This window comes from Vibrio brasiliensis LMG 20546, assembly GCF_000189255.1.
In the GTDB taxonomy this organism is placed as follows: domain Bacteria; phylum Pseudomonadota; class Gammaproteobacteria; order Enterobacterales; family Vibrionaceae; genus Vibrio; species Vibrio brasiliensis.
The window spans coordinates 67,403-90,422 of record NZ_AEVS01000101.1 but is presented as its reverse complement, the minus strand read 5'-3'; the positions used below and the strand labels follow the sequence as shown (position 1 = coordinate 90,422).

At 44.7% G+C, this 23,020-nt stretch carries 16 protein-coding genes; 6 read left to right on the top strand and 10 right to left on the bottom strand.

Annotation, left to right across the window (positions count from 1 at the left end; genetic code table 11):
* Nucleotides 1-61: 61 nt before the first annotated feature.
* From RH46_RS18885 to RH46_RS18875, 3 genes are read right to left on the bottom strand one after another with little or no spacing between them, the layout of a single operon-like run.
* Nucleotides 62-1,357 carry an HlyD family type I secretion periplasmic adaptor subunit gene (locus tag RH46_RS18885; protein WP_006881127.1) on the bottom strand — a complete coding sequence of 432 codons (1,296 nt, stop codon included), beginning with the start codon at nt 1,355-1,357 and terminating at the stop codon, nt 62-64.
* Complete coding sequence (locus tag RH46_RS18880) at nt 1,350-3,383, bottom strand: ATP-binding cassette domain-containing protein (protein ID WP_006881126.1); 2,034 nt, start codon at nt 3,381-3,383, stop codon at nt 1,350-1,352. The genes RH46_RS18885 and RH46_RS18880 overlap by 8 nt, the downstream gene beginning before the upstream one ends.
* Complete coding sequence (locus RH46_RS18875) at nt 3,380-4,987, bottom strand: ATP-binding cassette domain-containing protein (protein WP_006881125.1); 1,608 nt, start codon at nt 4,985-4,987, stop codon at nt 3,380-3,382. The genes RH46_RS18880 and RH46_RS18875 overlap by 4 nt, the downstream gene beginning before the upstream one ends.
* Before the next feature lie 442 nt (nt 4,988-5,429).
* On the opposite strand from RH46_RS18875, the gene RH46_RS18870 reads away from it, so the two are divergent.
* The 3 genes from RH46_RS18870 (at nt 5,430) to yidZ (ending at nt 8,313) form a co-directional block, all read left to right on the top strand.
* Nucleotides 5,430-5,876 carry a DUF417 family protein gene (locus RH46_RS18870; protein ID WP_006881124.1) on the top strand — a complete coding sequence of 149 codons (447 nt, stop codon included), beginning with the start codon at nt 5,430-5,432 and terminating at the stop codon, nt 5,874-5,876.
* Nucleotides 5,877-6,176: 300 nt separating this feature from the next.
* Nucleotides 6,177-7,382 (top strand): MFS transporter, encoded by a 1,206-nt coding sequence (locus tag RH46_RS18865; protein ID WP_040896244.1) that lies wholly within the window; start codon nt 6,177-6,179, stop codon nt 7,380-7,382.
* Nucleotides 7,357-8,313 carry an HTH-type transcriptional regulator YidZ gene (gene yidZ / locus RH46_RS18860; RefSeq protein ID WP_006881122.1) on the top strand — a complete coding sequence of 319 codons (957 nt, stop codon included), beginning with the start codon at nt 7,357-7,359 and terminating at the stop codon, nt 8,311-8,313. Before RH46_RS18865 ends, yidZ begins: the two co-directional genes overlap by 26 nt.
* 169 nt (nt 8,314-8,482) lie before the next feature.
* On the opposite strand, the gene RH46_RS18855 is transcribed toward yidZ, so the two are convergent.
* Entirely contained in the window at nt 8,483-9,193 is a 711-nt protein-coding gene (locus RH46_RS18855; RefSeq protein WP_006881121.1) for an HAD family hydrolase, read from the bottom strand.
* A gap of 893 nt (nt 9,194-10,086) precedes the next feature.
* On the opposite strand from RH46_RS18855, the gene RH46_RS18850 reads away from it, so the two are divergent.
* Nucleotides 10,087-11,691 (top strand): S8 family peptidase, encoded by a 1,605-nt coding sequence (locus RH46_RS18850; protein ID WP_006881120.1) that lies wholly within the window; start codon nt 10,087-10,089, stop codon nt 11,689-11,691.
* A 341-nt stretch (nt 11,692-12,032) separates the two neighbouring features.
* Here the strand turns inward: RH46_RS18850 and RH46_RS18845 are convergent, their stop codons facing one another.
* Nucleotides 12,033-13,226: an acetate/propionate family kinase gene (locus RH46_RS18845; RefSeq protein WP_006881118.1), complete on the bottom strand. Its 1,194-nt coding sequence runs from the start codon at nt 13,224-13,226 to the stop codon at nt 12,033-12,035.
* A gap of 344 nt (nt 13,227-13,570) precedes the next feature.
* On the opposite strand from RH46_RS18845, the gene cueR reads away from it, so the two are divergent.
* On the top strand, nt 13,571-13,963 hold the full coding sequence (gene cueR / locus RH46_RS18840) for a Cu(I)-responsive transcriptional regulator (RefSeq protein WP_006881117.1): 393 nt from the start codon (nt 13,571-13,573) through the stop codon (nt 13,961-13,963).
* A gap of 45 nt (nt 13,964-14,008) precedes the next feature.
* On the opposite strand, the gene vctC is transcribed toward cueR, so the two are convergent.
* The 5 genes from vctC to RH46_RS18815 form a co-directional block, all read right to left on the bottom strand.
* Nucleotides 14,009-14,764 (bottom strand): iron chelate ABC transporter ATP-binding protein VctC, encoded by a 756-nt coding sequence (gene vctC / locus RH46_RS18835; protein ID WP_006881116.1) that lies wholly within the window; start codon nt 14,762-14,764, stop codon nt 14,009-14,011.
* A 7-nt stretch (nt 14,765-14,771) separates the two neighbouring features.
* A complete protein-coding gene (locus tag RH46_RS18830; protein WP_006881115.1) occupies nt 14,772-15,722 on the bottom strand; it encodes an iron chelate uptake ABC transporter family permease subunit in 951 nt (316 codons plus the stop codon).
* Complete coding sequence (vctD, locus tag RH46_RS18825) at nt 15,715-16,650, bottom strand: iron chelate uptake ABC transporter permease subunit VctD (protein ID WP_006881114.1); 936 nt, start codon at nt 16,648-16,650, stop codon at nt 15,715-15,717. Before vctD ends, RH46_RS18830 begins: the two co-directional genes overlap by 8 nt.
* Before the next feature lie 71 nt (nt 16,651-16,721).
* Nucleotides 16,722-17,633, bottom strand: coding sequence for a siderophore ABC transporter substrate-binding protein (locus tag RH46_RS18820; RefSeq protein WP_006881113.1), 912 nt, complete (start codon nt 17,631-17,633; stop codon nt 16,722-16,724).
* Between the two features lie 133 nt (nt 17,634-17,766).
* Nucleotides 17,767-18,885, bottom strand: coding sequence for an HD-GYP domain-containing protein (locus tag RH46_RS18815; RefSeq protein ID WP_006881112.1), 1,119 nt, complete (start codon nt 18,883-18,885; stop codon nt 17,767-17,769).
* A gap of 115 nt (nt 18,886-19,000) precedes the next feature.
* On the opposite strand from RH46_RS18815, the gene RH46_RS18810 reads away from it, so the two are divergent.
* Nucleotides 19,001-22,957 (top strand): PAS domain-containing hybrid sensor histidine kinase/response regulator, encoded by a 3,957-nt coding sequence (locus RH46_RS18810; RefSeq protein ID WP_006881111.1) that lies wholly within the window; start codon nt 19,001-19,003, stop codon nt 22,955-22,957.
* The last annotated feature ends 63 nt before the right edge of the window (nt 22,958-23,020 follow it).

Below are 23,020 nucleotides of genomic sequence, written 5' to 3'. Positions count from 1 at the left end.
CAAATCATAAAATCAAAGAGCAGCTAGTCGCTGCTCTTTTTCTTTTTACTAGCGCGGAAAATTAGCGCTCACCGAATGCAACACTCACGTTGGTATAAATGGGTTTCCAGAGATACTGAAACACCGACTTTTCGCCCGTAGTAATATCCGCTTCACCTGTCATACCAGGTAAAATGGCGAACCTTTCAGGATCATCATGGAAGTAGGGCTTATCGACTGAGATAACCACTTCATAATAAATCTCGCCGCGTTCATTTTGACTCGTCGTTGGCGAAATCTTATCAACTTCTCCGCGCAACGCACCAAAACGACTGTAATCGAATGCATCTACTTTGACACGAACTGGTTGCCCTTGACGAACAAAACCAATATCTCGAGGCGAAAGTTTCGCTTTAAAATCAGCCTTACCTGTCAATGGAACAATCTCCACCACGGTCCCTCCAGGCTGAATAACTCCGCCGACTTGAGTGCTTGGAACGCTCTGTACTAAACCTTTTAGCGGTGAAGTCACAACCGTATTCGATACCTTAGCTTCACTGGAACGAACTCTTGCATTAAGCGCAGAAAGGTCAGAAACCGCTTTGGAACGTTCATCGCTCACTTTTACCCGAGCTTCTGCCAATAACTGCTCTATCTTCTGCTCATTTGTTGCGGCCTGCCTTTCAAGCACAGAGCGCTTACCACGTGCCTCGGCAATTTGCTGCTCAATACTCGCCAGCTTTTGCCTCATTTCTAGTACTCTCAAACGAGAAATATTACCTGCTTTAAAGCCTTTCTCTAAGATATTCAGCTCTTGCTTGGTCGCCAGTAACTGCTTCTCATAGGAGGGTAACGCTTTGTTCACTGATCGAAGTTGCTCAGCGATCTGCTCACTGTCTTTTTCCAATACTACTCTTTGTTGATAATACAAAGCCTTTTGTGCGCTCAGTTGGGATTGCTGTTCACTGACCAAAGAAGGGTATTCAATGGAATAGAGCGAGAAATCCGGCTCCCTTTGATCCAGTAATGCATTCATTCTCTCTATGGAAAGAACTAAAGTCACTTGCTGAGACTTAAGCTCGTCCAATGTTGTTCTTTGGAACGTAGCATCAAACTCAACCAATGCCTGACCTGCTTCAACTAAATCGCCCTCTTTAACCAATACACGTTTCAGCTTCCCGCCTATTTCACTTTGTAAAATCTGCCGTTCACCTTCGGGAATAACTGTCCCTTTAGCCTTTGCAATTTCATCAACTTGAGTCATCAGCGACCAAACAACAAATATAATCACACATAACGCGACAGCCCACGTTGCTATCGCTAGTAACTTGGTTGTCGATTTAGATTCTACTAACTCGCCATACTCGTGTTTAGCCATTTGACACCTCTTTGCTGTTCGTCGTTTGTTCTGCTGTCTCGGGTTCTAGGGGCCCAGCGTAAACCACTACACCATCGTTAAGTATCACTACTTTATCGGCTAATTTGATTAAGTCTGGGTCATGAGAGGTGAAAATAACGGTCGATTGACCACGTTTGCTATTTATAAACTCACTAAATATCTTCTTGGCTCTAGGGTGGGAATCGGGAACTGGGTTATCCATTAACATCAGTTTGTAGTTATAGACCAACGCTTTTGCATCAATAAGTACTTGAGCAACCGTTCCTGATAGAATGTCAAACAAACTGTCAGAGGTAAGTGAACTGATCACCGTATCAAGTCCATGGGGCAACGAATCGAACCAAGCTTTACCTCCAACGTGCTCAAGTGCATCTAGCATTTTCTGCTCGGACACCTCGTTACCGTCAGATAACCACTCTCTTACTGACAAAGAGAGTAAATCTGGATAGGCAGCTCGAATAAAACACCAATGTCGAAGCAATTGTGAGTCATACTGAGTAAGGTTGACGCCTTCAAGTTCAACTGTACCGTTTTGCGCTAGCTGCAAACCCGCCAATACTTCCAACAAAGAAGATTTACCGCATCCAGCAGGTCCAGCAATGGCAACAACCTCCCCTGCTTCAATATTAAAACTCACGGAAGAAAGCGCTGGTTGTGTTTGTTTGGGGTACCTCAAGGTTACCTGCTCAACCTTGATAGAAGGAGCATGACGAGGAAGAGTATGATGCTGGTAACTAAAATCGCGCTCTGACGGTTGCATCAGCAATCGATTAATCTGCTGCTTGGATTGAGTATAACTGGAAAATCTTGAGGCACTGTTTGCCATCATTTGTGCCGGTCCCGTGATACGGGAAATCAGCATCATTGACGCTATCAGTCCTCCTGGACTAAGGATATCTTCGAATATCAAGCCAATCCCTAGCCCCATAATAGCAATTGTCGAGCACAAAGAAATCGCATAGTACATAGAGGTATATTTATGCTGCTTAACCGCTTGTTCAAAACCAACTTTTGAGGCAAGCAAATTCGCCTTGTTAAAACGCTTGAGCCAGTGCCCTGCAAAACCTGAACTGCGTAAATAGATCAGTTTTGAAGAAACTTCATTGATAAGATTTTGTCGGTTAGTACCCGCAATTGTTGACTGCATGGAACCTCTGCGGGATGCAGCTGTCGCATGTTTGGCCAACACTGCATAAAGTGCTAAAGCAACAATCGGGACGAGAACAAGCCAACCACCTAGAATACCGATCGCAACAATGAATATCACCACGAATGGCAGGTCGAATAAGGCACCGCCTAAAGGACCGGATAACATGCCTGCTACACGCTCAGACAGTAAGATCTGGTTTTGTTGGTTAGAGGCCGTCGTTTGTAGATTTTGAGCAAAAGAATTGTTCAGGAGCTTTTTAACTATAGCTTGAGAGACTTCTCTGCTCAGTCTATTAGTCAGACTTACTAATACTCTGCTGCGCAGAGTTCTCAGTAACCCCATCATAAAAAACAGCAGGCCTGCTCCAATCGCGATGCCTGGCAATTCATGAGCAGCATCTCCCCCTATGACATGGTCATAAATTGCCATAGTGATAAATGGAATGCTCAGTGCAAATAGATTAGTGAAAAAGCTAATCAAAAGTACGCGTGATAATACTGGTTTAAAAGCGTTGAATCTTTCGCCAACCCAATCCGTCGGATGTTTTTCTAAAGGAAGACCTAAAGCAACCAAATAAAACTCAGGGCGCTTATCGCAGGTCACCTCATCAGCCCTATCGAAAACATCAATATTTTCATCGTCACTAAAAACAAGCGTATGCTTTGAATCATGTTCAGGGAGGAGCTTAGGAGCAATCTCATATGGAAGGTGAATTCTGTCGAAAAGTGATAACAGCTCATCGACGCTATACAAACCATTTTCCTTAACCCATTGATTAGCAAACAGCTGAATGTTTGTGCTGACTTCCATTTTTTTCAGCAACGAAATACTGGCTTGCTCGTAACTATTCATCATGCTGCACCCTCTAGCGTTAGTTCGTTGACCACCACTTGTCGATCGCATAGATCAATGAGAGCTGGATGATATGAAACCAATATAACTATTCGTCCTTGAGCTTTTTCGTCTTTCAGAACTCGCTTCAGAGCCGCTAAACCATCTAGATCTAATGATGCATCGGGTTTATCAAGAACAACAATACTTGAAGGGGCCGCTAACTGAGTAGCTAAGTTAAGAAGCTTAATGTTTCCCATACTTAATGGACTTGAAAGTGAGTGCCCTACTTTCGTTTCTAGCCCTTCACTCAACTGAGCGAGTTTGTTCGCTAAGCCTAGTTTTTGGGCATAACGTTGCGCTTTTTCGGTTCGTTCAGGGTCAAAACCGCACAAGTTATCAAGAAGAGAACCGCTCACCATCTGCCCTTTTACCCCGACATATGAAGTAACATAAGCCAGTGCTTCGATGTCAACAGGATCATCATTTAGAAGTAACTCACCACTTTGTGCTTCATCTACACCCGCAATTACGCCAGCAACATAACTATCGAGATGCCGCTCTTCACTCAATAAATGAATAATCTCGCCACGTTGCACCTCAAAAGAGACGGTATAAGCTTTCCCATATCGTTCAACTGTTAGATTAGTGGCGGTTAGCGAATTCACTTCAGCTATTTTACTAGCATCGATAGTATCTTGACGAAGGTTCTGAATCTGACTGATAGCTCGGTTAGCTGCGTAAATCGTGTTTAGCTTTACACGCATGCCAATAAGAGCACTTAGAGGAGCAACAGCACGTCCTGACAAAATTGAACACGCTGCTAAACCGCCGGTTGTAAGCTGTCCATCTAAGACCCAAAGGCTACCCGAAATTACTATCAAAACCGATGTCATCAATGAGGCTAATTGGATAAATTCCAGCGCAAACGCATTTTGCTGTTCTTCACTCGATTTTGATAAGAATCTCGCATCATTCATTTGCTTAAACTGGCGATATAATCTGGACTCCACCGCTTGGCGCTTTATACCTTGCACTGTTTGTCCGAGTAACAACATAAACCCTTTTCTTTGCTCTTCTTTAGCAGAGGCAACATCAGATAAGCTTTTCGATTTCAGTGAAGCCAACCAAACGATAAAGCTGGCAAGCCCCCACACAGTGATCGGTACCAGAACCAAGGTATCCCCTACGTAGTAGACCAAAGCCAGAAAAAGAACAGCAAAAGGAACATCAATAAAACCAGCGACAATCCCGCCCGAATACCATTCCCTTACTTTCGATATAGAAGATAAGCCATTATCAACACCGGCAGCACCTAAGATTCGTAAATCGTTTGCCTTTGCTTTAGCAACAGAGGATACCAGTGCATCAAAAGTAGCTTTCTCAGTGTTACTTGCCGCCGCTGAGAGCAACCAACTTCGTACATAACGTATCAGAGCTTCTAATAGCACCGCTGTACAAGCACCAATAATAAGCAGTGTTGCTGTGCCATAGCTTTGATTGGGTAGAATTCGATCGTAAATTTGTAAAACCGTCAACGGGACGGCGAGAGATAAGAGGTTAATCAGAATCGAAGGAGCCATCACCTTGCCAATCACATCCCTGTTAACCGCGCGTGTTAGTTGCATACTTGTTCCCTTTTATCCTTATGAAATAAGGTTGGTACACAGTATCGAGTTAATCAAGTTAAGGTGCTGAATTTATGATTAAATTTAATGCACCTCGTGTTTTTGACTGACTGTTTGATAGTTAGATTTCTTACCTGAATTAATGTTAACGAGACACACCGCAACAAGCGGTATCTAATCAACGAGTAGGTATACAATTCAAACAATGCCGTTCCCAAGGGAATAATATGCGTATTAAAAGCGTCTTCCTATGGCAGCTAATTGTACCTGCCCTTTGAAGTATGGAGCTTAGCTATCGCTTACAGACTGAAGATCAAACGCTCCTGCAAGGCTAAGAATGGAGTTGTTACTTTAATTTTTTGTTAGGTAACTGTTCTCAGTGAAATTTTTATTTAGCTTTGTGGGTCTGCTTGTGCATGTTGATTATGAGGAACATTAACTTATGCATACTGTAGAAAAAAGCTCTAACAAAGATAACATTGGCTACCTTATTGGCGTATTTGGGGTTTCATTGGTTCTGATCTGGATTGGAATCTATAAATTCACACCTACCGAAGCTAAGCTTATCAAGCCACTTGTGGAAAACCATTTTGCGATGGGTTGGCTATATGACGTCATTTCTGTTCAAGCGGTGTCCAATATCATTGGTGCAACAGAAATCATTGTCGCTCTTGGACTTATCATAGGTATTAAACATGCCAAAATTGCTTACGTGTCTGGCTTCGCAGCATCGATTATTTTTGTTGCCACGCTAAGCTTTCTGCTCACTACCCCAAACACGTGGAAGGTATCTGACGGTGTTTTGATTACCAACTTTTTCTTAGTTAAAGACATTCTGTTTTTAGCAATATCGATCAGCGTTATCGAGCGAAATAGACCAGGTAAATAACAGATCCGGAGCCGGCCTAGAATACATCTAATGTCGGCTCCTACTATCACTTGCTACTACCGACTAAACTGTAATGCACTGCTTTACTGCCGGTGAATCTGGGCAGCATGTATAGCGACTGTCCCGATATTATTTATAGTGTCTGTCCCTTCAAAAATGAAACTTCTTTAATGGTGTCTGTCCCGTTAAGAAACTGTACCCATGTCGCGATAGGAAATACCTGTTGTCATAAAGGTAACGCGCCAAGTTAGTCGATGTCTCATATCATCCCGGTAAACCCACTTCGTTTATCAGGTAGCCATGAGACCACATAATGTATCCCGATATCTGCTCTGCAGCTTTGCCTTTGTATTACTCTATCCCACGGCGATAGATCTCTACTTGGTCGCTTTGCCACAAATTGCCAATGACCTGTCTGCCAGCGAATCACAACTTCATATTGCCTTTTCTATCTACCTTGCTGGTATGGCATCGACCATGGTGTTTGTTGGACGAGCAGCGGATCGCTTCGGACGTAAGCCTATTGCCATGTGCGGAGCAGTGATCTTTACGCTTGCATCATTACTAGCGGGCTTGGCAGAAACAACCGAAAGTTTCCTGGTCATGCGATTCTTTCAAGGTGTCGGTGCTTCGTGTTGCTATGTGGTGGCTTTCGCTATATTGCGCGACACATTAGACGACCAGAAGCGAGCCAAAGTGCTGTCAATGCTTAACGGTATTACCTGCTCTATACCTGTACTCGCTCCCGTGGTTGGCCATCTGATCATGATTAAATTTCCGTGGCCAGTATTGTTCACCGCCATGGCGATAATGGGGATTGCAATAGGTTTCATCGCTTGCTTCGTTTTGAAAGAGACGTTGCCGAAAACTGCCCACGTCAATCCAGATATGAGTCATGACTCGAACGAGTCGCTATTTAACCGTTTTTTCATCTCGCGCATCATTTTTACCTCATTAGGTGTCACTGCCATTCTCTGCTATGTAAATACGTCACCAATGATTGTCATGGATACGCTTGGATTTAGCAGAAGCCAGTATTCAACTGCAATGGCACTACTTGCGATGGTAGGCATGGCAACCTCGTTTTCGGCGCCAATTGCTTTAACCTATTTCAAACAGACGACCTTGATGTTTGCATCGCTAATCACCAGCTTTGTGTCGGCTATCGTTATTCTCGCGGCTCACTTGAATGGCGATAGCTCGACACTCTATATGCTAGGCTTCGCTCTGATCAGCATGAGTTTTTCTCTGGGATTTGGTGTGGCAATGAGTCAGGCGTTAAGTCTGTTCTCACGTAAAGCGGGTTTGGCGAGCTCTATGCTTGGTATTGCACAGGTGTCATGGTCAGCCCTATACATCTGGTTAATGGCACTGCTGGGTGTGTCTCCGGTAATGATGTTGCTGATAGCCTTAGTTGCTAGTAGCGTTATTGGACTCTCTCTAATATTATTATTTCCATATCAGAACGTTAGTGAAGCTCATGAAGAAATCTCTTGCCCGACTTGATCTTAACCTACTCCTCACTCTTCAGTTATTGCTGCAAGAGCAGAGTGTCACCAAAACAGCCAAAAAACTGAATGTGACCCCTTCAACTGTAAGCAAGTCTTTGGGCAAATTGCGGGATTGGTTTGATGACCCACTCTTTGTGAACACGCCGCAGGGCCTGAAGCCGACAACTCTTGCCACAAGCATGCAAGAGAGCTTGTCTGACTGGATGCAGATCGGTAACCAAATCGCTTCGCGCCGAGGGGATGAAGCACCAAGTGGCGTTAAGTTTCATCTTGGGGTCGAATCACCGTTATCGCTGATTATGGTCGATGAGCTGACCAAACGGATCCACGAGACCTATCCAGACTCTAAGGTGAAGTTCCATAACTGGGATTACGATTCATTAGATGCCATTACCCGCGGTGAAGTGGATATCGGTTTTACGGGTCGCGAAAGTCACCCACGCTCTAAAGAATCATTAGAGCTGCTTCCATATTTCATTAATTTCGAAGTGCTGTTCTCGGATTTACCTATGGTGTATATCCGTAAAGATCACCCAGCCCTCAGGCAAGAGTGGAATATGGATACTTTCTTAAGCTATGCCCATATCAATGTGACGTGGGAGAAAAATGACAGTTGGGCATTGGATGAAATCCTGTCTGAGCAAGGACACACCCGAAACGTTAGTCTGACCATGGCAAGTTTCGAACAAGCGCTGTTTGTTGCAGAAAAGCCCGGCCACCAAATGCTCACCACGGCACCAAAGTATTGTCAGAAATACTGTCAACAGCTCCACCCCGACTTGGTCGCCTTACCTATTCCCATCGCAGAAGAATATCAGCACAAGTTACTCATTCCATTTACGATGATTTGGCACAAACGCAATAACCAGAACCCTAAAATTGTTTGGTTAAGGGAAACAATCAAGAATCTGTATGGTGAAGCCTGAACGGCTCATGGTTAACGTTTGCAGTCTAACGAGCAAGAGCTCTGACAAAGAAGGGGAATGTGTTAGCTATGTCCTGGTTAACACGCCTATGGACAGAAGAGCGTTAGATTTTAAGTTCTAACGCGCTCGAGATAGATTAGAGTAAGTATCTTAGAATTTTAGTCGTTTGTTATGCGTATTTTCCGATGATCTCAAAAAGTTCATCGACTGTACGTGCCGTGTAATCAGGTTTACATCCCCAAGACTCTGGTACTGAGCGGCTGTACGCTGCAGCCACTGCAATTACACGTGATTCTCCGCCAATTGCCTTTTGTAGGTTACGCGCAAACTTTACGTCTGCTTCATGGTCCCCGATATACATTAAACACTGGCTGTTGGTATGACCAAAAATCGATTCAATACACTTGAGACCGCTAAGTGCGTCAGGCTTTTGATTTCTATTGGAAACATCGTTGTACCCTACTATTGACTTGAAAGGTGCAGATATTGAATTGTTCTCTAGTAAGCGGCGAATATTGTTTTGCGAGTTCTGCGAACAAATACCGTGAGGAAGATAAGAAAACTGAGTGACTACGTCTTTGATGCCATCAAACAACATTACTTCCGTTGTATTCTTTTCTTGATGTTCCGCCCACATACCTCCAGCAATCAACATTTCCTCATGTGTTAACCCATAATAGTCAACGTAAAGTTCTTGCCAGTTTTTAGCACTATGGTTGGCTTCATGATACGACTCTTCGTCGCGTAAATACTTAGGCAAAAACTCGCCAGTTAAATGTGGTGCAACAACGGATAAGATAGCTTTTGTAATATCAATATTCTTAGGGACTGAGTTTACAAGAGTTCCATCATAGTCCCACAACACAGCATCTAACTTCATTCTTACCTCTACATCGAAACACCAAGTCTGAACGTGCAATTTACTCCAGTTTGGCGACTATGCATAACGCTTATTAGTCGACAGATCGTCGTCTTTTGCTTTTACATAATGCATTTTTAGTCGTATTGGTTCAATTAGCAATCAATAAGTTAGAGCACATTAAGTGTTGCTATACCGCAAAAAGTCAGCTATCAACAGGAAAGCTAAATTTTCAATTCAATCGGATAGATTTGACTAGGGATAATTCAAGTTTATGAGATGTAAATGAGTAGAAGAGCTAACAAGAAAAGGGGCAAAGGCGTATTGCAGTTCTTAAATGGGTAAGTGTTTTTCCTCCTATTCCTCAACTAATGCAGCTGGCCTTTCTGTTCACAAATTAGTCTTATATTTGCTCTATCGAAAGGTATTGAGGTTAGTTACCTTGGCGAGAGTTTTTTAAAGCGCCCAATACCGCACACCATATTCCATTGAGCTTGAATAGTAGCCATGAGTTAAAAAAAACATCAGAAATCAGGTGGCTATATTAACATCTATCAACCGATTTGAGTCATGACCAATGAAAGGATAGTTAGGTTTTATTGGGTAAATTATCGGTAAGAATAGGACATATAACAGGCAATAAGCCAGATGTGTATAATTATTCTATTTTAGGGATTTTGCTCTAAATCTAAATAAATCTTTACATTTCAATTTCAATAAAGCTTGGTTATTGATCATGTTTCCGAGTATGTAAATCATTCTCAATTATGCATATAGTTGCTTATTGTCTAGTTTGACTTGTGTAGCGTCACTGCAGCACGTATTGAGCGAACTACGCTGATTGTCTGTGTTTTCGTGTTGACAGTTTGGTACTAGGTAAAAATCAACAAGACTATGATTTCAAGGAACATGTTATGTTAAAGAAACTACTAAGTTGTTGTATCACTTCGGCACTCTGTTTTCATTCTTCTATCGTTTTTTCACAATCCAATGAGATTGCGGACAGCGCAAAGTTACAACAAGCTCCCGACACATTGCCTGCCACATTAATGCTTGCACCGAACGACTCCGCCATTGCAGATCGCTATATAGTGGTATTTCAACAACCGCAAATGATGGCGAGCAGCTCACCGGAATTCGAGCAATTCACGCAACAGTCTGTAGACCGCATGTCCGGTTTATATTCGATAGAAGTGGAGTCGGTTTTTGACCACTCGATAAGTGGATTTGTCGCTAACTTGAGTCCTGAGCAGCTACAAGATCTGCGTTCTGATCCTCGTGTGGACTACATTGAGCAAGACAGAATCCTATCGCTTGACCCAATAGTCCCGGCAGATGCAAATCAAACCAATGCCATTTGGGGACTAGATCGAATCGACCAACGTAATTTGCCACTCGATAACAACTACAGTGCCAACTTTGACGGGACTGGGGTAACGGCTTATGTTATCGATACCGGTGTGAACAATGCACACGTTGAGTTTGGTGGGCGCTCGGTTTCTGGGTACGACTTTGTCGATAACGATGCAGATGCAAGTGACTGTAATGGACACGGTACACACGTTGCGGGCACCATTGGCGGTAGCTTGTATGGTGTTGCGAAAAACGTCAACCTTGTCGGTGTGAGAGTATTGAGCTGTAGCGGTTCGGGTTCTACGTCTGGTGTTATCGCCGGTGTGGACTGGGTGGCTGCGAATGCTTCCGGACCTTCAGTTGCCAATATGAGTTTAGGTGGCGGTCAATCTGTCGCTCTCGATAGCGCGGTGCAAAATGCGGTTCAGTCAGGTGTCAGCTTTATGCTAGCAGCAGGCAACTCCAATGCCGATGCGTGTAACTACTCTCCAGCACGCGTTGCTACAGGTGTGACTGTCGGCTCGACCACAAGCACGGATGCACGTTCGAGTTTTTCAAACTGGGGCAGTTGTGTGGACGTGTTCGCGCCAGGCTCACAAATCAAATCTGCATGGTATGACGGTGGTTACAAAACCATTAGTGGCACTTCGATGGCTACGCCACATGTGGCGGGTGTAGCAGCACTGTATCTTCAAGAAAACAGTTCGCTGTCGCCAAGCCAAGTAGAGTCCTTGATAATAAGCCGCGCAACTAGCGGAAAGGTGACGGATACAAGAGGCAGTGTGAACAAGCTGCTTTATAGTTTAACGGATGCTGATTGTGGCCAAGACTGTGGTGGACCTGATCCAACACCTGACCCAGAAGGGAAGTTAACTTCGGGCGTGCCAGTGAGCGGTTTAAGTGGCTCAACTGGTCAAGTAGCGTCTTACTATGTTGATGTAGAAGCAGGACAGCGTCTGACAGTACAGATGTATGGCGGTACTGGCGATGCCGACTTGTATCTCCGTTTTGGTGCAAAACCAGCACTGAATGCATGGGACTGCCGACCTTTCAAATACGGTAACAATGAAATATGTACGGTCAGCGCGACACAAAGTGGACGCTACCACGTCATGATTCAAGGTTACTCAAACTATAGCGGTGTCAGCATTCAAGCTAACTACTAGTTATTATTCTCGTTACTAAAAGAGAACAAAGCCCGCTTTCGGTGGGCTTTGCTTTCGGGAATGCTGAGTTTAATCGGTGGCGTTCGATGCTATTCAAACGCACCGGCCTTTTTCTTCAAGAACTCAACTCGAAGTGGCATCGAAAACGGCTTATGGAAAGGCTTATGGAGCCTGTCCCTTTAAGCTATTCTGGTGGCGAATCCGAGAAGATCGTATCGGCTCAAAACTCAGCAGGTCGTGAGTGGATTCCCTATACTGCACATGGTGGTGGTTAAACCAATATATAAACCAAAAAAGCGAGCCACTTGGGCTCGCTTTTGCTTATCTGATTTTAGGCTCTATTACAGCAGTTCTACTGACTGCTGTGCGATTACGAATTCTTCGTTGGTTGGAATCACCATCGCTACTGCGTTTAGCATTTCAGACTTAGCAATGATACCTGCTGCGCCAAAACGAGCGTCTTCATTGCCCTTCTCGTCTTCGATAAAGCCAAGTAGGTTAAGGTTGTTCAGAATCTCACGACGAATAGGTAGAGAGTTCTCACCGATACCACCAGTGAAGATGATTGCATCCAGGTGGTTTAATGGGATCAGGTAAGAACCAATGTATTTCGCTACGCGGTAGGTAAATACTTCAAACGCCAGCTTGGCACCTTCGTGACCATTTTCCATCGCTTCCAGAATGCCACGCGCATCTGATGTCAGGCCAGAAACGCCCAAGAAACCTGATTTTTTGTTTAGCGTTTCGAAGACTTTCTCTTGGCTCCAGCCTTTCTTCATCAGGAACTCAATGATACCTGGGTCAAGGTCGCCAGAGCGAGTACCCATCATCAGACCAGCAAGTGGTGTAAAGCCCATTGAAGTATCTACTGACTGACCATTTTCAATCGCACATACTGACGCACCATTACCCAGGTGAACAGAGATAAAGCTCGCTTGTTCAACTGGCTTATTAAGCATCTTAGCGGCTTCGCGGCTAACAAAGTAATGACTAGTACCGTGGAAACCGTAACGACGAATACCGTATTCTTTGTATAGCTCGTTAGAGATTGCGCCAGTGAAAGCTTTCTGTGGCATAGTTTGGTGGAAAGCCGTATCAAACACAGCAAATTGTGGCAGGCTTGGGAAGGCTTTCATCGACGCTTCGATGCCAATCGCACCTGCTGGGTTGTGGAGCGGTGCCAAGTCTGACAGGCTTTCAATTTCTGCTAAAACTTCGTCATCAATACGTACTGTCGAAGTGAATTTTTCTCCGCCGTGTACAATGCGGTGGCCTACAGCCACGAGATCATTGTTGAAGCCTAATGTGTCCATTAGCGCCACGATGCGGTCAATCGCGTGTTGGTGGTGGTTGTCCGGTGCATCAATGGTTTCTTCTGTTTTTTCACCATTGTACTTCCAGCTGATTACAGCTTCCGGCAAGCCAAAGCACTCGCCCAGGCCGCTAACAATCGCTTCGCCCGACTGAGAGTCGATAACGGCAAATTTTAATGAAGAGCTACCAGAGTTAATGACCAGCACAAATGTGTTCGACATGGATATGTTCCTGTTTCAGACTGATTGATGAAGCATCACACTTCTATAGTTTTGTGGATTCTATTATTCAATATTTTTTGAATGTTTCAACTTTATTTATACTTCTTCAACAAAACAAACAAACTTTTGTTGATCTATCGCAATTGGGCATTTAATTCGAACTCAAAAATTAATGTGATTTTTGTCAGTTTTGGATAATTATTCGACATATGATTATGCATCACGATAACGATTGGCACTCTTGTATGGTGCCCTTTTCTACCCTTGCCTAGCCTTTTGAGAACAAACATAGTAAAACAGTGTCAAAGTAGAATTAGCCGTGTCTAACTCACTAAGGAAACAAAATGAATATCGGAGCTGTATCTAAGCTGACAGGTCTATCAAGTAAGTCTATTCGACTGTACGAAGATAAAGAGCTCATCACTGCGCCACACAGAAGCGAATCCGGTTACCGAGAGTATTCTGAGCAGCATGTTCAGGAGCTCAATCTGATTTCACGAGCTAAAAATGCGGGCTTTTCTCTGATCGAATGTAAAGAGTTGGTTCAGTTAGCCCACAATTCCAATCGAAAAAGCAGCGAAGTTAAAGCCAAGGCAAAGGAAAAATTGCGCGAGGTTGAAATCAAGATCCGTGAACTGCAAGAGATTGAGCGTCAGCTTAAAAAATGGGTGTCTGCCTGTCCCGGTGATTCAGGGAGTAGCTGCCCTATCATTGAAGACCTCACCAAAGCGGAATAATCATAAAAAGCCTCGTATTTCGAGGCTTTTTAGCACTGAATGGACTTAATAGTAGGTACACATGCGCTTGCCGCCTACTTCGACGATGTTAAATGGCGTTTCATAAATACTCTCTAAGATATCAGCCTGAATTACCTCTTCTACACTGCCCTGAGCGACAATCTTGCCTTTCTTCAACGCAATGATGATATCCGAGTAACAGGCAGCAAAGTTGATGTCGTGAATCACCACGACAACGGCTTTGTTCATCTCGTGCGCTAAGCGTCTGATGTTCTTCATGATTTGTAGAGAGTGCTTAATATCAAGGTTGTTGAGCGGTTCATCCAAGAAAACATAGTCGGTGTCCTGCGCCATCACCATGGCAATAAACGATAGTTGACGCTGTCCACCACTCAGTTCATCAAGATACTTATGTTGAATCTCCGTCAAATCAAGATACTCTATCGCCTTATCGATCACCTCTTGATCCTGCTGGTTCAGTTTCCCTTGCGAATAAGGAAAACGACCAAATGAGACCATCTCTCTGACCGTAAAACGCATCGTGATACTGTTAGCCTGACGCAGTACTGCAAGGCGCTTTGCCAGTTCTTTGCTGTCCCACTCACTGAGCTCTTTGCAGTCAATCAAGACCTCGCCTTTGTCGCTTGAAACCAGACGACTCGCCATCGAAAGCAAGGTACTTTTACCCGCCCCATTCGGACCGATAATTGACGTTACCTGACCTTTTTCAAACTCAGCACTGGCATTCTCAACCACGGTAAACTGACCAAATACCTTAGTAAGACTTTTTAAAGAAATCATTTTGAACCTAAACAATCTTGTTGCGCAGCAACATGGTTAAGAAATAAACACCGCCGACAAAGTTGATTACCACGCTAATCGTGGTTGAGAAGTCAAACAGGTTCTCTACAACCCATTGTCCGCCAAGAAGTAACGCAATTGACAGTAGAGACACACCCCAAATCAGCACCTTATGTTGATACGATTTGAACATCTCTCTGGCCAGATTGGTTACTAATAAACCGAAGAACATAATCGGACCAATCAGCGCAGTTGAGATCGCAATTAATGCGGCGCTCAGTACCAACACTTGCATGGTCACACGTTTAACATCCACACCGAGACTGATGGCGTTATCTTTATCAAGCCAGAATACGTCAAGCACGCGATGGAGTCGGTATAACGCAATGCTGATCACCGCAAGCAGTGGCACGCAGTAATAGACCAGTTCGACCTTAATATTGTTGAAGCTGGCGAACATGTTCGCCTGCACTGCAGCAAAATCGTTCGGATCCATTAGCATAGTGAAAAACGAAGAGATGCTGCTAAAAAGCTGGCCCAGGATTACGCCTAGCAATAACAATACCATCAGGTTCTGGTTCTTACCCTTGAAGTAGAAACTAAACAGCAGCAAAGAGAAGCCCAGCATGACTGCAACAGATAAGCTGAAGTTGAGGTAAGCATTGAGCGCTACGCTACTCATGCCACCGAATGTGACAACCACCAGCACCTGAGTAAACATATACAACGAATCAAAACCCATAATACTTGGCGTCAGAATACGGTTGTGAGTGATGGTCTGAAAGACCAGTGCCGACTGACCAATCGCAATCCCGGCAATCACCATCGCCATAACTTTAGGAATACGACGAGATAAAAAGTATTGGTAGTTATCGCTGGTAAGGCCAATGCCAATAAACATCGCGCACAAAACAATGACAATAAACGCAACAGCGATGAGCTTAGTGCTATCACGCATTTTTTTGCCCCTTGAGAATGAAGTAGATAAACACCGAACCGCCGAGAATACTAATGATGGTCGAAATCGGGATTTCGTAAGGGAAGATGATTACCCGCCCTGCCAGATCACAACACAGCACAATCAAGGCACCTAGTATCGCGGTAATCGGGATATTTTTGCGTAGGTTGTCGCCATAAAACTGACTAACAAGGTTGGGCACGATCAAGCCTAAGAATGGCAACATACCAACGATCATGACTACGGTTGCTGACATCACCGACACCAGTAGTACACCCAGAATAAGTACTTGTTGGTAATTGAGGCCTAAGTTAGTCGCGAAGTCTTTGCCCAGCCCAACAGCAGAGATTCGTGCCGCATATAGGTAGCTGAGTATTGCAACTGGAATAGCGATATAAAGCAGTTCGTAGTCGCCCTGAAGCAGATTGGCAAAGTTTGCAATCGTCCAGCTTGAGAGGTTTTGCAATGCATCATATTTATACGCGATAAATGTCGCCAGTGAATCCACTACGTTACCAAAAATAATACCGATTAAAGGGACAAAGATGGCGTTTTTAAACTGGACACGGTTAATGAATTGCACAAATAGCAGCGTGCCCGCCATTGACACGGCAAAGATCATCCAAAGTTGCTGGCCATTACCAAACAACACCAAACTCAGAACGTAGCCAAGCATTGCGCACTCAACAGTTCCTGATGTCGAAGGGGATGCAAATCTGTTCTGGCTGATTTGCTGCATAATAAGCCCGGCAATACTGAGCCCTGCTCCTGCGAGCAATACGGCGATTAAGCGAGGAATCCGACTGGTAAACAGCAAATGCCAGCTTGCGCTATCTCCGGCAAGTAATGATGTAAGAGTCAGTTGCCCTACACCAACAAACAGCGACGCGATACTTAAAACAATCAGTATCAGCAATAGTCTTTTCACTCTTGGCCTCATCAGCACAAAGCCTCAAGCGCAAACGCTTGAGGCTTATTGTTATTATTATTGGTTGTTAATTAGTTAGGTGTTGAAGCGGACTTTACATCTGCAATCATCTGTTCTGTCGCACGCATACCCGCAATAGACAGGTACCATGCATTGATATCCAGATATGCCAGACGGTCATGCTTATACGCTTGAGTCGACTTCACAAGGTCATTCTCGAAGTCACGTTGTACCGTGCTGCCCTTGCCTTTATTAATCAGTAGATCTTTATCGACAACAAGCAGTGTTGATGGGTTCTTTTCGCTAATGAATTCGTAAGAAACAAGGTCGCCATGACGGCTCTCTTTAATGCCCTTTACGGTTTCCTGGAAACCGAAATCTTTGTAGACAGCAGAGAAGCGAGACTGAGCACCAAATGCCGTAATCTTGCCACCCGCACTCATTACGGTTAGCGCATCAAGTTTGTTGTTCTGGTTTGCAGTGCGAATTGCTTCGATCTCTTGACCAATCTGATTAATTTTCTGTTCAACAAACTCCTGCTTTTCAAAGACTTTTGCCAGATTACGCCACTGCTGTTGTGTACTTTCCCAGTAACCTTGCTTTGCATCGGTAGCAAAAACGATAGTTGGCGCAATTTCAGACAATTCTTTGTACTTAGGTGCAGCGCGAGAACCAACAATAATCAGATCCGGCTTTTGCATGTAGATCGCTTCAAAATTAGGTTCATGCAAGCTACCTGCAGAGACAAACTGGTAATCGCGATATTCTGCAAGGTAATCAGGGAACATACTTACCGTTGAGACAGCTACAGGTTCCACACCCATTGCTTTGACAGTATCCAGGGCTCCAAGGCCAATTACGACCACTCGCTCAGGGTTTGAATCAAGTTTAGTCGTTCCTTGTGCGTGCTCAACTTCAACCATTTTCGCACTGGCACCAAATACACTCAGGCTGGCTAGCAGCGCAACGGCAGACAATTTCATTGTTAGACTCCATAATTACAAATGCAATGCATTATCATTTAGATTTGTAACCATGTACCGTGTATTTACGTTTTTTACATTTATCAAGGATTTGTAATTAGGCGGTCGTTAACAAGAGCTAACTCGACAAGGGTTACCACTTGCTGTCATCAATCGGTGACTCGTCTCCAAACTCTTCAGCAATTTTGATAAAGCGATCTTCCTGAGCAATGAAGGCCTCGATCACTTCAGGATCAAAATGCTGACCACTTCCCTCCATGATGATTTGTTTCGCTTTGTCGTGACTCATAGGGGCTTTGTAGACTCGGCGACACCGCAGCGCATCATAAACATCCGCCAGTGCCATCAGTCTGGCGCTAAGTGGAATCGCATCACCGCTATAACCATTGGGGTATCCTGAACCATCCCACTTTTCATGATGGCCGTAGGCGATCTCCTTAGCGACAGTGATCAGCTCGTTCCTCGCCCCTGAAAGTTGTTCTGCTTTCTCCAATGCCAGCAGTCCGAGCTTGGCATGGTCTTTCATAATCTCAAACTCTTCGTCGGTCAGTTTGCCGGGCTTGAGTAAGATAGAATCGACAATCCCTACTTTGCCAATATCGTGTAGCGGCGCTGCTTTAAAATAGGTATCGATCATTTTTGGGGTTAGCATTTCACTGTAATGCGGCTTCTCGGCTAACTGTTCTGCGAGCAGCTTTACGTAATGTTGAGTGCGCAGAATATGGTTACCGGTTTCAGGGTCACGTGTCTCTGCAAGACTTGCTAGTGCAAATACTACCGCGTCCTGCATACGGTCCAGTTCATAGGAGCGTTTCAGGACCTGTTTCTCAAGGTAACCATTTTCATCCATTAGGATGTCTTTGGATCGTTTGTTTTGCAGGTGTGTTTTTACTCTTGAGCGTAACAAAGGAATGCTGACTGGCTTATGTACATAGTCCGCGGCTCCCAACTCAAAGCCAAGTTTTTCATCTTCAGGCGAGTTCTTTCCGGTGAGAAATATTACCGGGATATTGCGCGTTTTATGGTTATTGGTCACTGCTCGAATCACATCATAACCAGTGATATCAGGCATCACTATATCAAGCAAAATCAGGTCGATATCAAATTGCTCCAGAATATGTAGTGCCATCTCCCCGCTTTTTGCCGCTTTAACATGGTAACGCTCTTTCAAGCCTTGGGCCATAAAAGCCAGATTCTCTGCACAGTCATCGACAATCAGCACTGTGCAGTCACTCAAGTTTTCTACGGGCATAGAAAATATCCTAAAAAATTTTATCGACCAGAAGAACAATAACTAAACTTATCAATAACTATAGACAAGCCACTCCCACTTGCACTGCTATCTAGCTGAGGAAGGACACTTTTTAATGCGCTCTATACGAACCTTATTTATGTTGCTCTTCCTCGCGATGGGAATTTGTGCGGTAGCCATGTCAGTGGTTACCGATAAAGTGTCTGAGTTACGCTCCCAGGGCCACACCTATCTAGAAGACTTACACCGCTTCTACCGCCTCTCTCAAGAGCTGAAGCAGAGCTCAGATCATCTGACTAAATTTGCCCGCGCTTATGTGGTAACAGGCGACCAATACTGGGAACAACTGTTTAATCGAGTACTTGCCGTACGTAACGGAGACATCCCTATCCCGCAAGGGAATGAGTATGAGTACTGGGATCTGATTGCTAATTCATCGCAAACCTTCTCTGACGGTGAGCAGCCCACAGGCGTGCCTTTATTAACCCGCCTAAGAGAGTCAGGAATCAGTGAAGCAGAGTTTCTTGAACTCAAAAGCGCACTTATGCTCTCTGACGGCTTAGTTAACCTAGAGCGTGAAGCCTTTTTAGCAGTGAAAGGAATCAAGCTGGTCGACAACGGCACCGAGGTTGATACTGGGAAACCAGACCTCGCTTACGCTCAGTCCTTGCTTTACAGCAAAAGGTATTTCGCCGAAAAAGCCAAGATCATGCGTGCGGTTGGCTCTGCGCATCAGGCTATCCTATTCCGAATAGAAAACAACATTGCTAATGTTGACCAGCAAACACAAGAATACCGCCGTATTTATCTGGTTCTGATGACCATTCTGCTTGCCTCAATCGCGCTCTCTTTCACGCTGCTCTGGCACCTTTATATCAGTCCTCTCAGCCAATTACTAAAAACCGTCGTGCATCAAGTGAAAGAGAAGGATTACGCCTTTACCATCACGCAGAAAGCCTACGCTGAACTGCAAAGGTTTATCGATAGCCTCAATGTGGTTTTCCACCACATTGCCGAGCAATTAAATCAAAACACACTGTTTAAAGACTTCAATATTGTGTTGAGAACCAGTCAGTCGACGATTAACTTGTGCCAGGAAGTTACCCAGTTCCTGCTCCACCAGTTCCCTATCCAACAAGTTGGTCTGTCGCTGTACAGAGATGATCAGTTGGTTCGCATTGCGGGCGCTGGCCATGAAGGTTCACATGACAGTTTTATCTCTGATACCAGCTCTACTGAACTCAGCGTACTTCTGTCCGGCAAGCCATATAGCATGAAGTCACTGGCGGGCAAATACACAATGCCGGTTAGTGGCGGCAGTCTTGAGCTAAATGAGCTTTACTACTTCCCTCTGTGCGTAAACGAACAGCCAGTCGCGCTGCTTGAAGTAGGTACTACGGAAACGTTGAGCGATATTCAGTATCAGTGGCTCACTCAAATGCTTGATGACCTTGCTGTCAGTATCCAGCTCAGTCAGAACATAGAGTTACAAAGAAAAGCAGAGCAAAAGGTGTTGGAACAGTCTCAGCTCAATCAGGAGATCTTAAACGCTACCCCTAACCCGATGTACTGCCTGTCCCCACAAGGGAAATATCTAACGGTTAACGCTAAGTTCAGCGAGCTTTGTGGTTTACCCATGCAGGAGATCATAGGAAAAACTCCGCAACAGGTCTTTAGCCAGCAAGATGCATCGCAATGTTTCAGCGAGACTCATCAACAGTTAATCCTGCAACAAGGAAGCAAAAACTATGAATTGTCGCTGCTTGATCAGCATCTACAAACCCGCGACATGCTGGTATGCGAAGCCTCATTCAACAATAGTCACGGTAAAGTCTCAGGCATAGTCGGGATTTTGCTCGACCTGACGGAGCGTAAACTGATGGAGACTGAGCTACGTGACGCTAAAGAAACCGCAGACGCCATGAGCCGCGCCAAAGGTGAATTCCTTGCCAATATGAGCCATGAAATTCGCACACCAATGAACGGCATACTAGGAATGGTTCATTTGGCACTCAACACTGAACTCGATCCCGCACAGCATAAGTACCTAACCCGCATTAATGAGTCCGCCAAAAACCTGCTTGGCATTATTAATGACATACTCGATTTCTCTAAAATTGAAGTTGGCAAGTTAAACATAGAGACCATAGATTTCAGCCTTGATGAGGTCTTTGACAACTTAACCAATGTCATTTCATTAAAAGCGCAGGAGAAAAAAATCGAATTCTTACTCGATATCGATCCACAGGTTCCGACAGGCTTGATTGGTGACCCACTGCGCATTGGTCAGGTCCTGGTTAATCTGTGTGGAAATGCGGTCAAGTTTACCGAGCAAGGCGAAGTAGTCGTCGCTGTTCGTATAGAGCTACTCACAGAACGTGACGTTGTATTGCACTTCTCAGTGAAAGATACTGGTATTGGAATTGATAAAGAAAAAATCGCCCATTTATTTGATGCGTTCTCTCAAGCAGACAGCAGCATTACTCGTGAATTTGGCGGCACTGGTCTTGGGCTTAGCATTAGCAAACAGCTCGTTGAACTGATGGGCGGGCAACTCTCAGTCAGCAGTACCCTTGGTGCTGGCTCAACGTTCGCCTTTACCATTACATGTGGCCTACAAGAAGCCAAAATGCGTGACATATCTAAACCTGTCGCCGGGCTGGCAGGAAAACGCGCACTTGTCGTCGATGATAATGATTCGGCACGTAATATTCTGGTCACCCTGCTTAACGCGATGCATTTTGACGCAAAAGCGGTCAGCAACGGCTTTGAAGCGCTCGATGAGATACGTAATAGTCAGTTCGACCTGCTTTTTGTTGACTGGAACATGCCCGGCCTGAACGGTATTGAGTTGCTCCAAACAGCGCAAAACGAGCAATTACTGGAGCATTCAAAAAACTTCCTTGTCACTGCCTACGGGCGTGAAATATCTCTCGATCAGGCCAGCTCTAAACTGGTTGATTCATTGATAGTCAAACCAGTCAATCCATCTAACCTTCTTGACGCAATCATGGACAGCTTTGGTATAGAACATGTCACGCGCAACACCCCGGCTAATCAGCTTGAAAAACCCGTGTTTGGCGGACAAACAATACTCTTAGTTGAGGATAATGAAGTCAATCAGGAAGTCGCTATTGGTCTACTCAAGGGAACCAACGTCAACGTGCTCACCGCGGATAATGGCCAACAAGCCATTAATATGCTGGAGCAACATCCGGTCGATCTGGTCCTGATGGATATGCAGATGCCAGTGCTTGATGGCGTATCAGCAACCGAGCAAATCCGCCGTAACCCGGATTGGCAGCAGTTGCCTATTATCGCGATGACCGCCAACGCAATGCAAAGTGACGTGGACAGATGTATCGCTGCTGGGATGAATAGCCATTTAGCCAAGCCGATTAATGTTCGTAACCTTTATCAGACTTTAAGCCAGCATCTGTTGCCAAGCGATGAGTCATCATCACCTTCGCAGCCAACATCAGAACCGGCGCCAACTGATAATTCAGACCTGCCAAACCTGTCGGGTATCAACCTCGAACAAGCCATTTTTGATATTGGCGGTGACAGAGAGAGTTACTTCTCCATATTGTCACGCTTCCTCGCGACCCAACTGGAAGAGCTGCCGATGTTTAAAGAGGTTGTCGACAAAGAGGACTGGGAGATGGCCGCAAGGATGGCTCACTCGTTGAAAGGGTCTTCAGCCAACCTGGGGATTGAACTGCTTGCTAAGCTTGCTGGCAAAATGGAACGGAGCATCAAAGAACACAGCAAAACAGCGTTGGGCGAACTCGAAGTAAGCAGTGCTATCGTTGAAAAACTGCACCAAGAGTTAACCCAGTGGCAACAAGAAAGCCAGCCACAACCTGCCAAACTGCAGGTCGACCCAAAACAACTCTATCAACAGTTGGTCACTCTTGTTGATGAATATGATGTGGAAGCGCTCGCCATAGTACAAGATGCAGAGCAGTTTGGTGTTTGGACACCGGAGCAGCAATCACAATTTATTGATGCCATTGAAGGGTTTGAATTTGAACTGGCCAAAGAGCTATTAAACCAATTTCCTAAACCATAAAAATTACAGCTAGACTGATATTTGGTAGCTAGAACATAAAACAACGTCGGTTGATTCGTTTAG

Excerpts from the sequence above, each read along its gene's own strand:
- RH46_RS18850 (WP_006881120.1), top strand. The coding sequence starts at position 10,087 with ATGTTAAAGAAACTACTAAGTTGTTGTATCACTTCGGCACTCTGTTTT.
- vctC (WP_006881116.1), bottom strand. The coding sequence starts at position 14,764 with ATGATTTCTTTAAAAAGTCTTACTAAGGTATTTGGTCAGTTTACCGTG.
- RH46_RS18830 (WP_006881115.1), bottom strand. The coding sequence starts at position 15,722 with ATGCGTGATAGCACTAAGCTCATCGCTGTTGCGTTTATTGTCATTGTT.
- RH46_RS18845 (WP_006881118.1), bottom strand. The coding sequence starts at position 13,226 with ATGTCGAACACATTTGTGCTGGTCATTAACTCTGGTAGCTCTTCATTA.
- cueR (WP_006881117.1), top strand. The coding sequence starts at position 13,571 with ATGAATATCGGAGCTGTATCTAAGCTGACAGGTCTATCAAGTAAGTCT.
- yidZ (WP_006881122.1), top strand. The coding sequence starts at position 7,357 with ATGAAGAAATCTCTTGCCCGACTTGATCTTAACCTACTCCTCACTCTT.
- RH46_RS18815 (WP_006881112.1), bottom strand. The coding sequence starts at position 18,885 with ATGCCCGTAGAAAACTTGAGTGACTGCACAGTGCTGATTGTCGATGAC.
- RH46_RS18810 (WP_006881111.1), top strand. The coding sequence starts at position 19,001 with ATGCGCTCTATACGAACCTTATTTATGTTGCTCTTCCTCGCGATGGGA.
- RH46_RS18865 (WP_040896244.1), top strand. The coding sequence starts at position 6,177 with ATGAGACCACATAATGTATCCCGATATCTGCTCTGCAGCTTTGCCTTT.
- RH46_RS18885 (WP_006881127.1), bottom strand. The coding sequence starts at position 1,357 with ATGGCTAAACACGAGTATGGCGAGTTAGTAGAATCTAAATCGACAACC.
- RH46_RS18855 (WP_006881121.1), bottom strand. The coding sequence starts at position 9,193 with ATGAAGTTAGATGCTGTGTTGTGGGACTATGATGGAACTCTTGTAAAC.
- RH46_RS18880 (WP_006881126.1), bottom strand. The coding sequence starts at position 3,383 with ATGATGAATAGTTACGAGCAAGCCAGTATTTCGTTGCTGAAAAAAATG.
- RH46_RS18875 (WP_006881125.1), bottom strand. The coding sequence starts at position 4,987 with ATGCAACTAACACGCGCGGTTAACAGGGATGTGATTGGCAAGGTGATG.
- RH46_RS18820 (WP_006881113.1), bottom strand. The coding sequence starts at position 17,633 with ATGAAATTGTCTGCCGTTGCGCTGCTAGCCAGCCTGAGTGTATTTGGT.
- RH46_RS18870 (WP_006881124.1), top strand. The coding sequence starts at position 5,430 with ATGCATACTGTAGAAAAAAGCTCTAACAAAGATAACATTGGCTACCTT.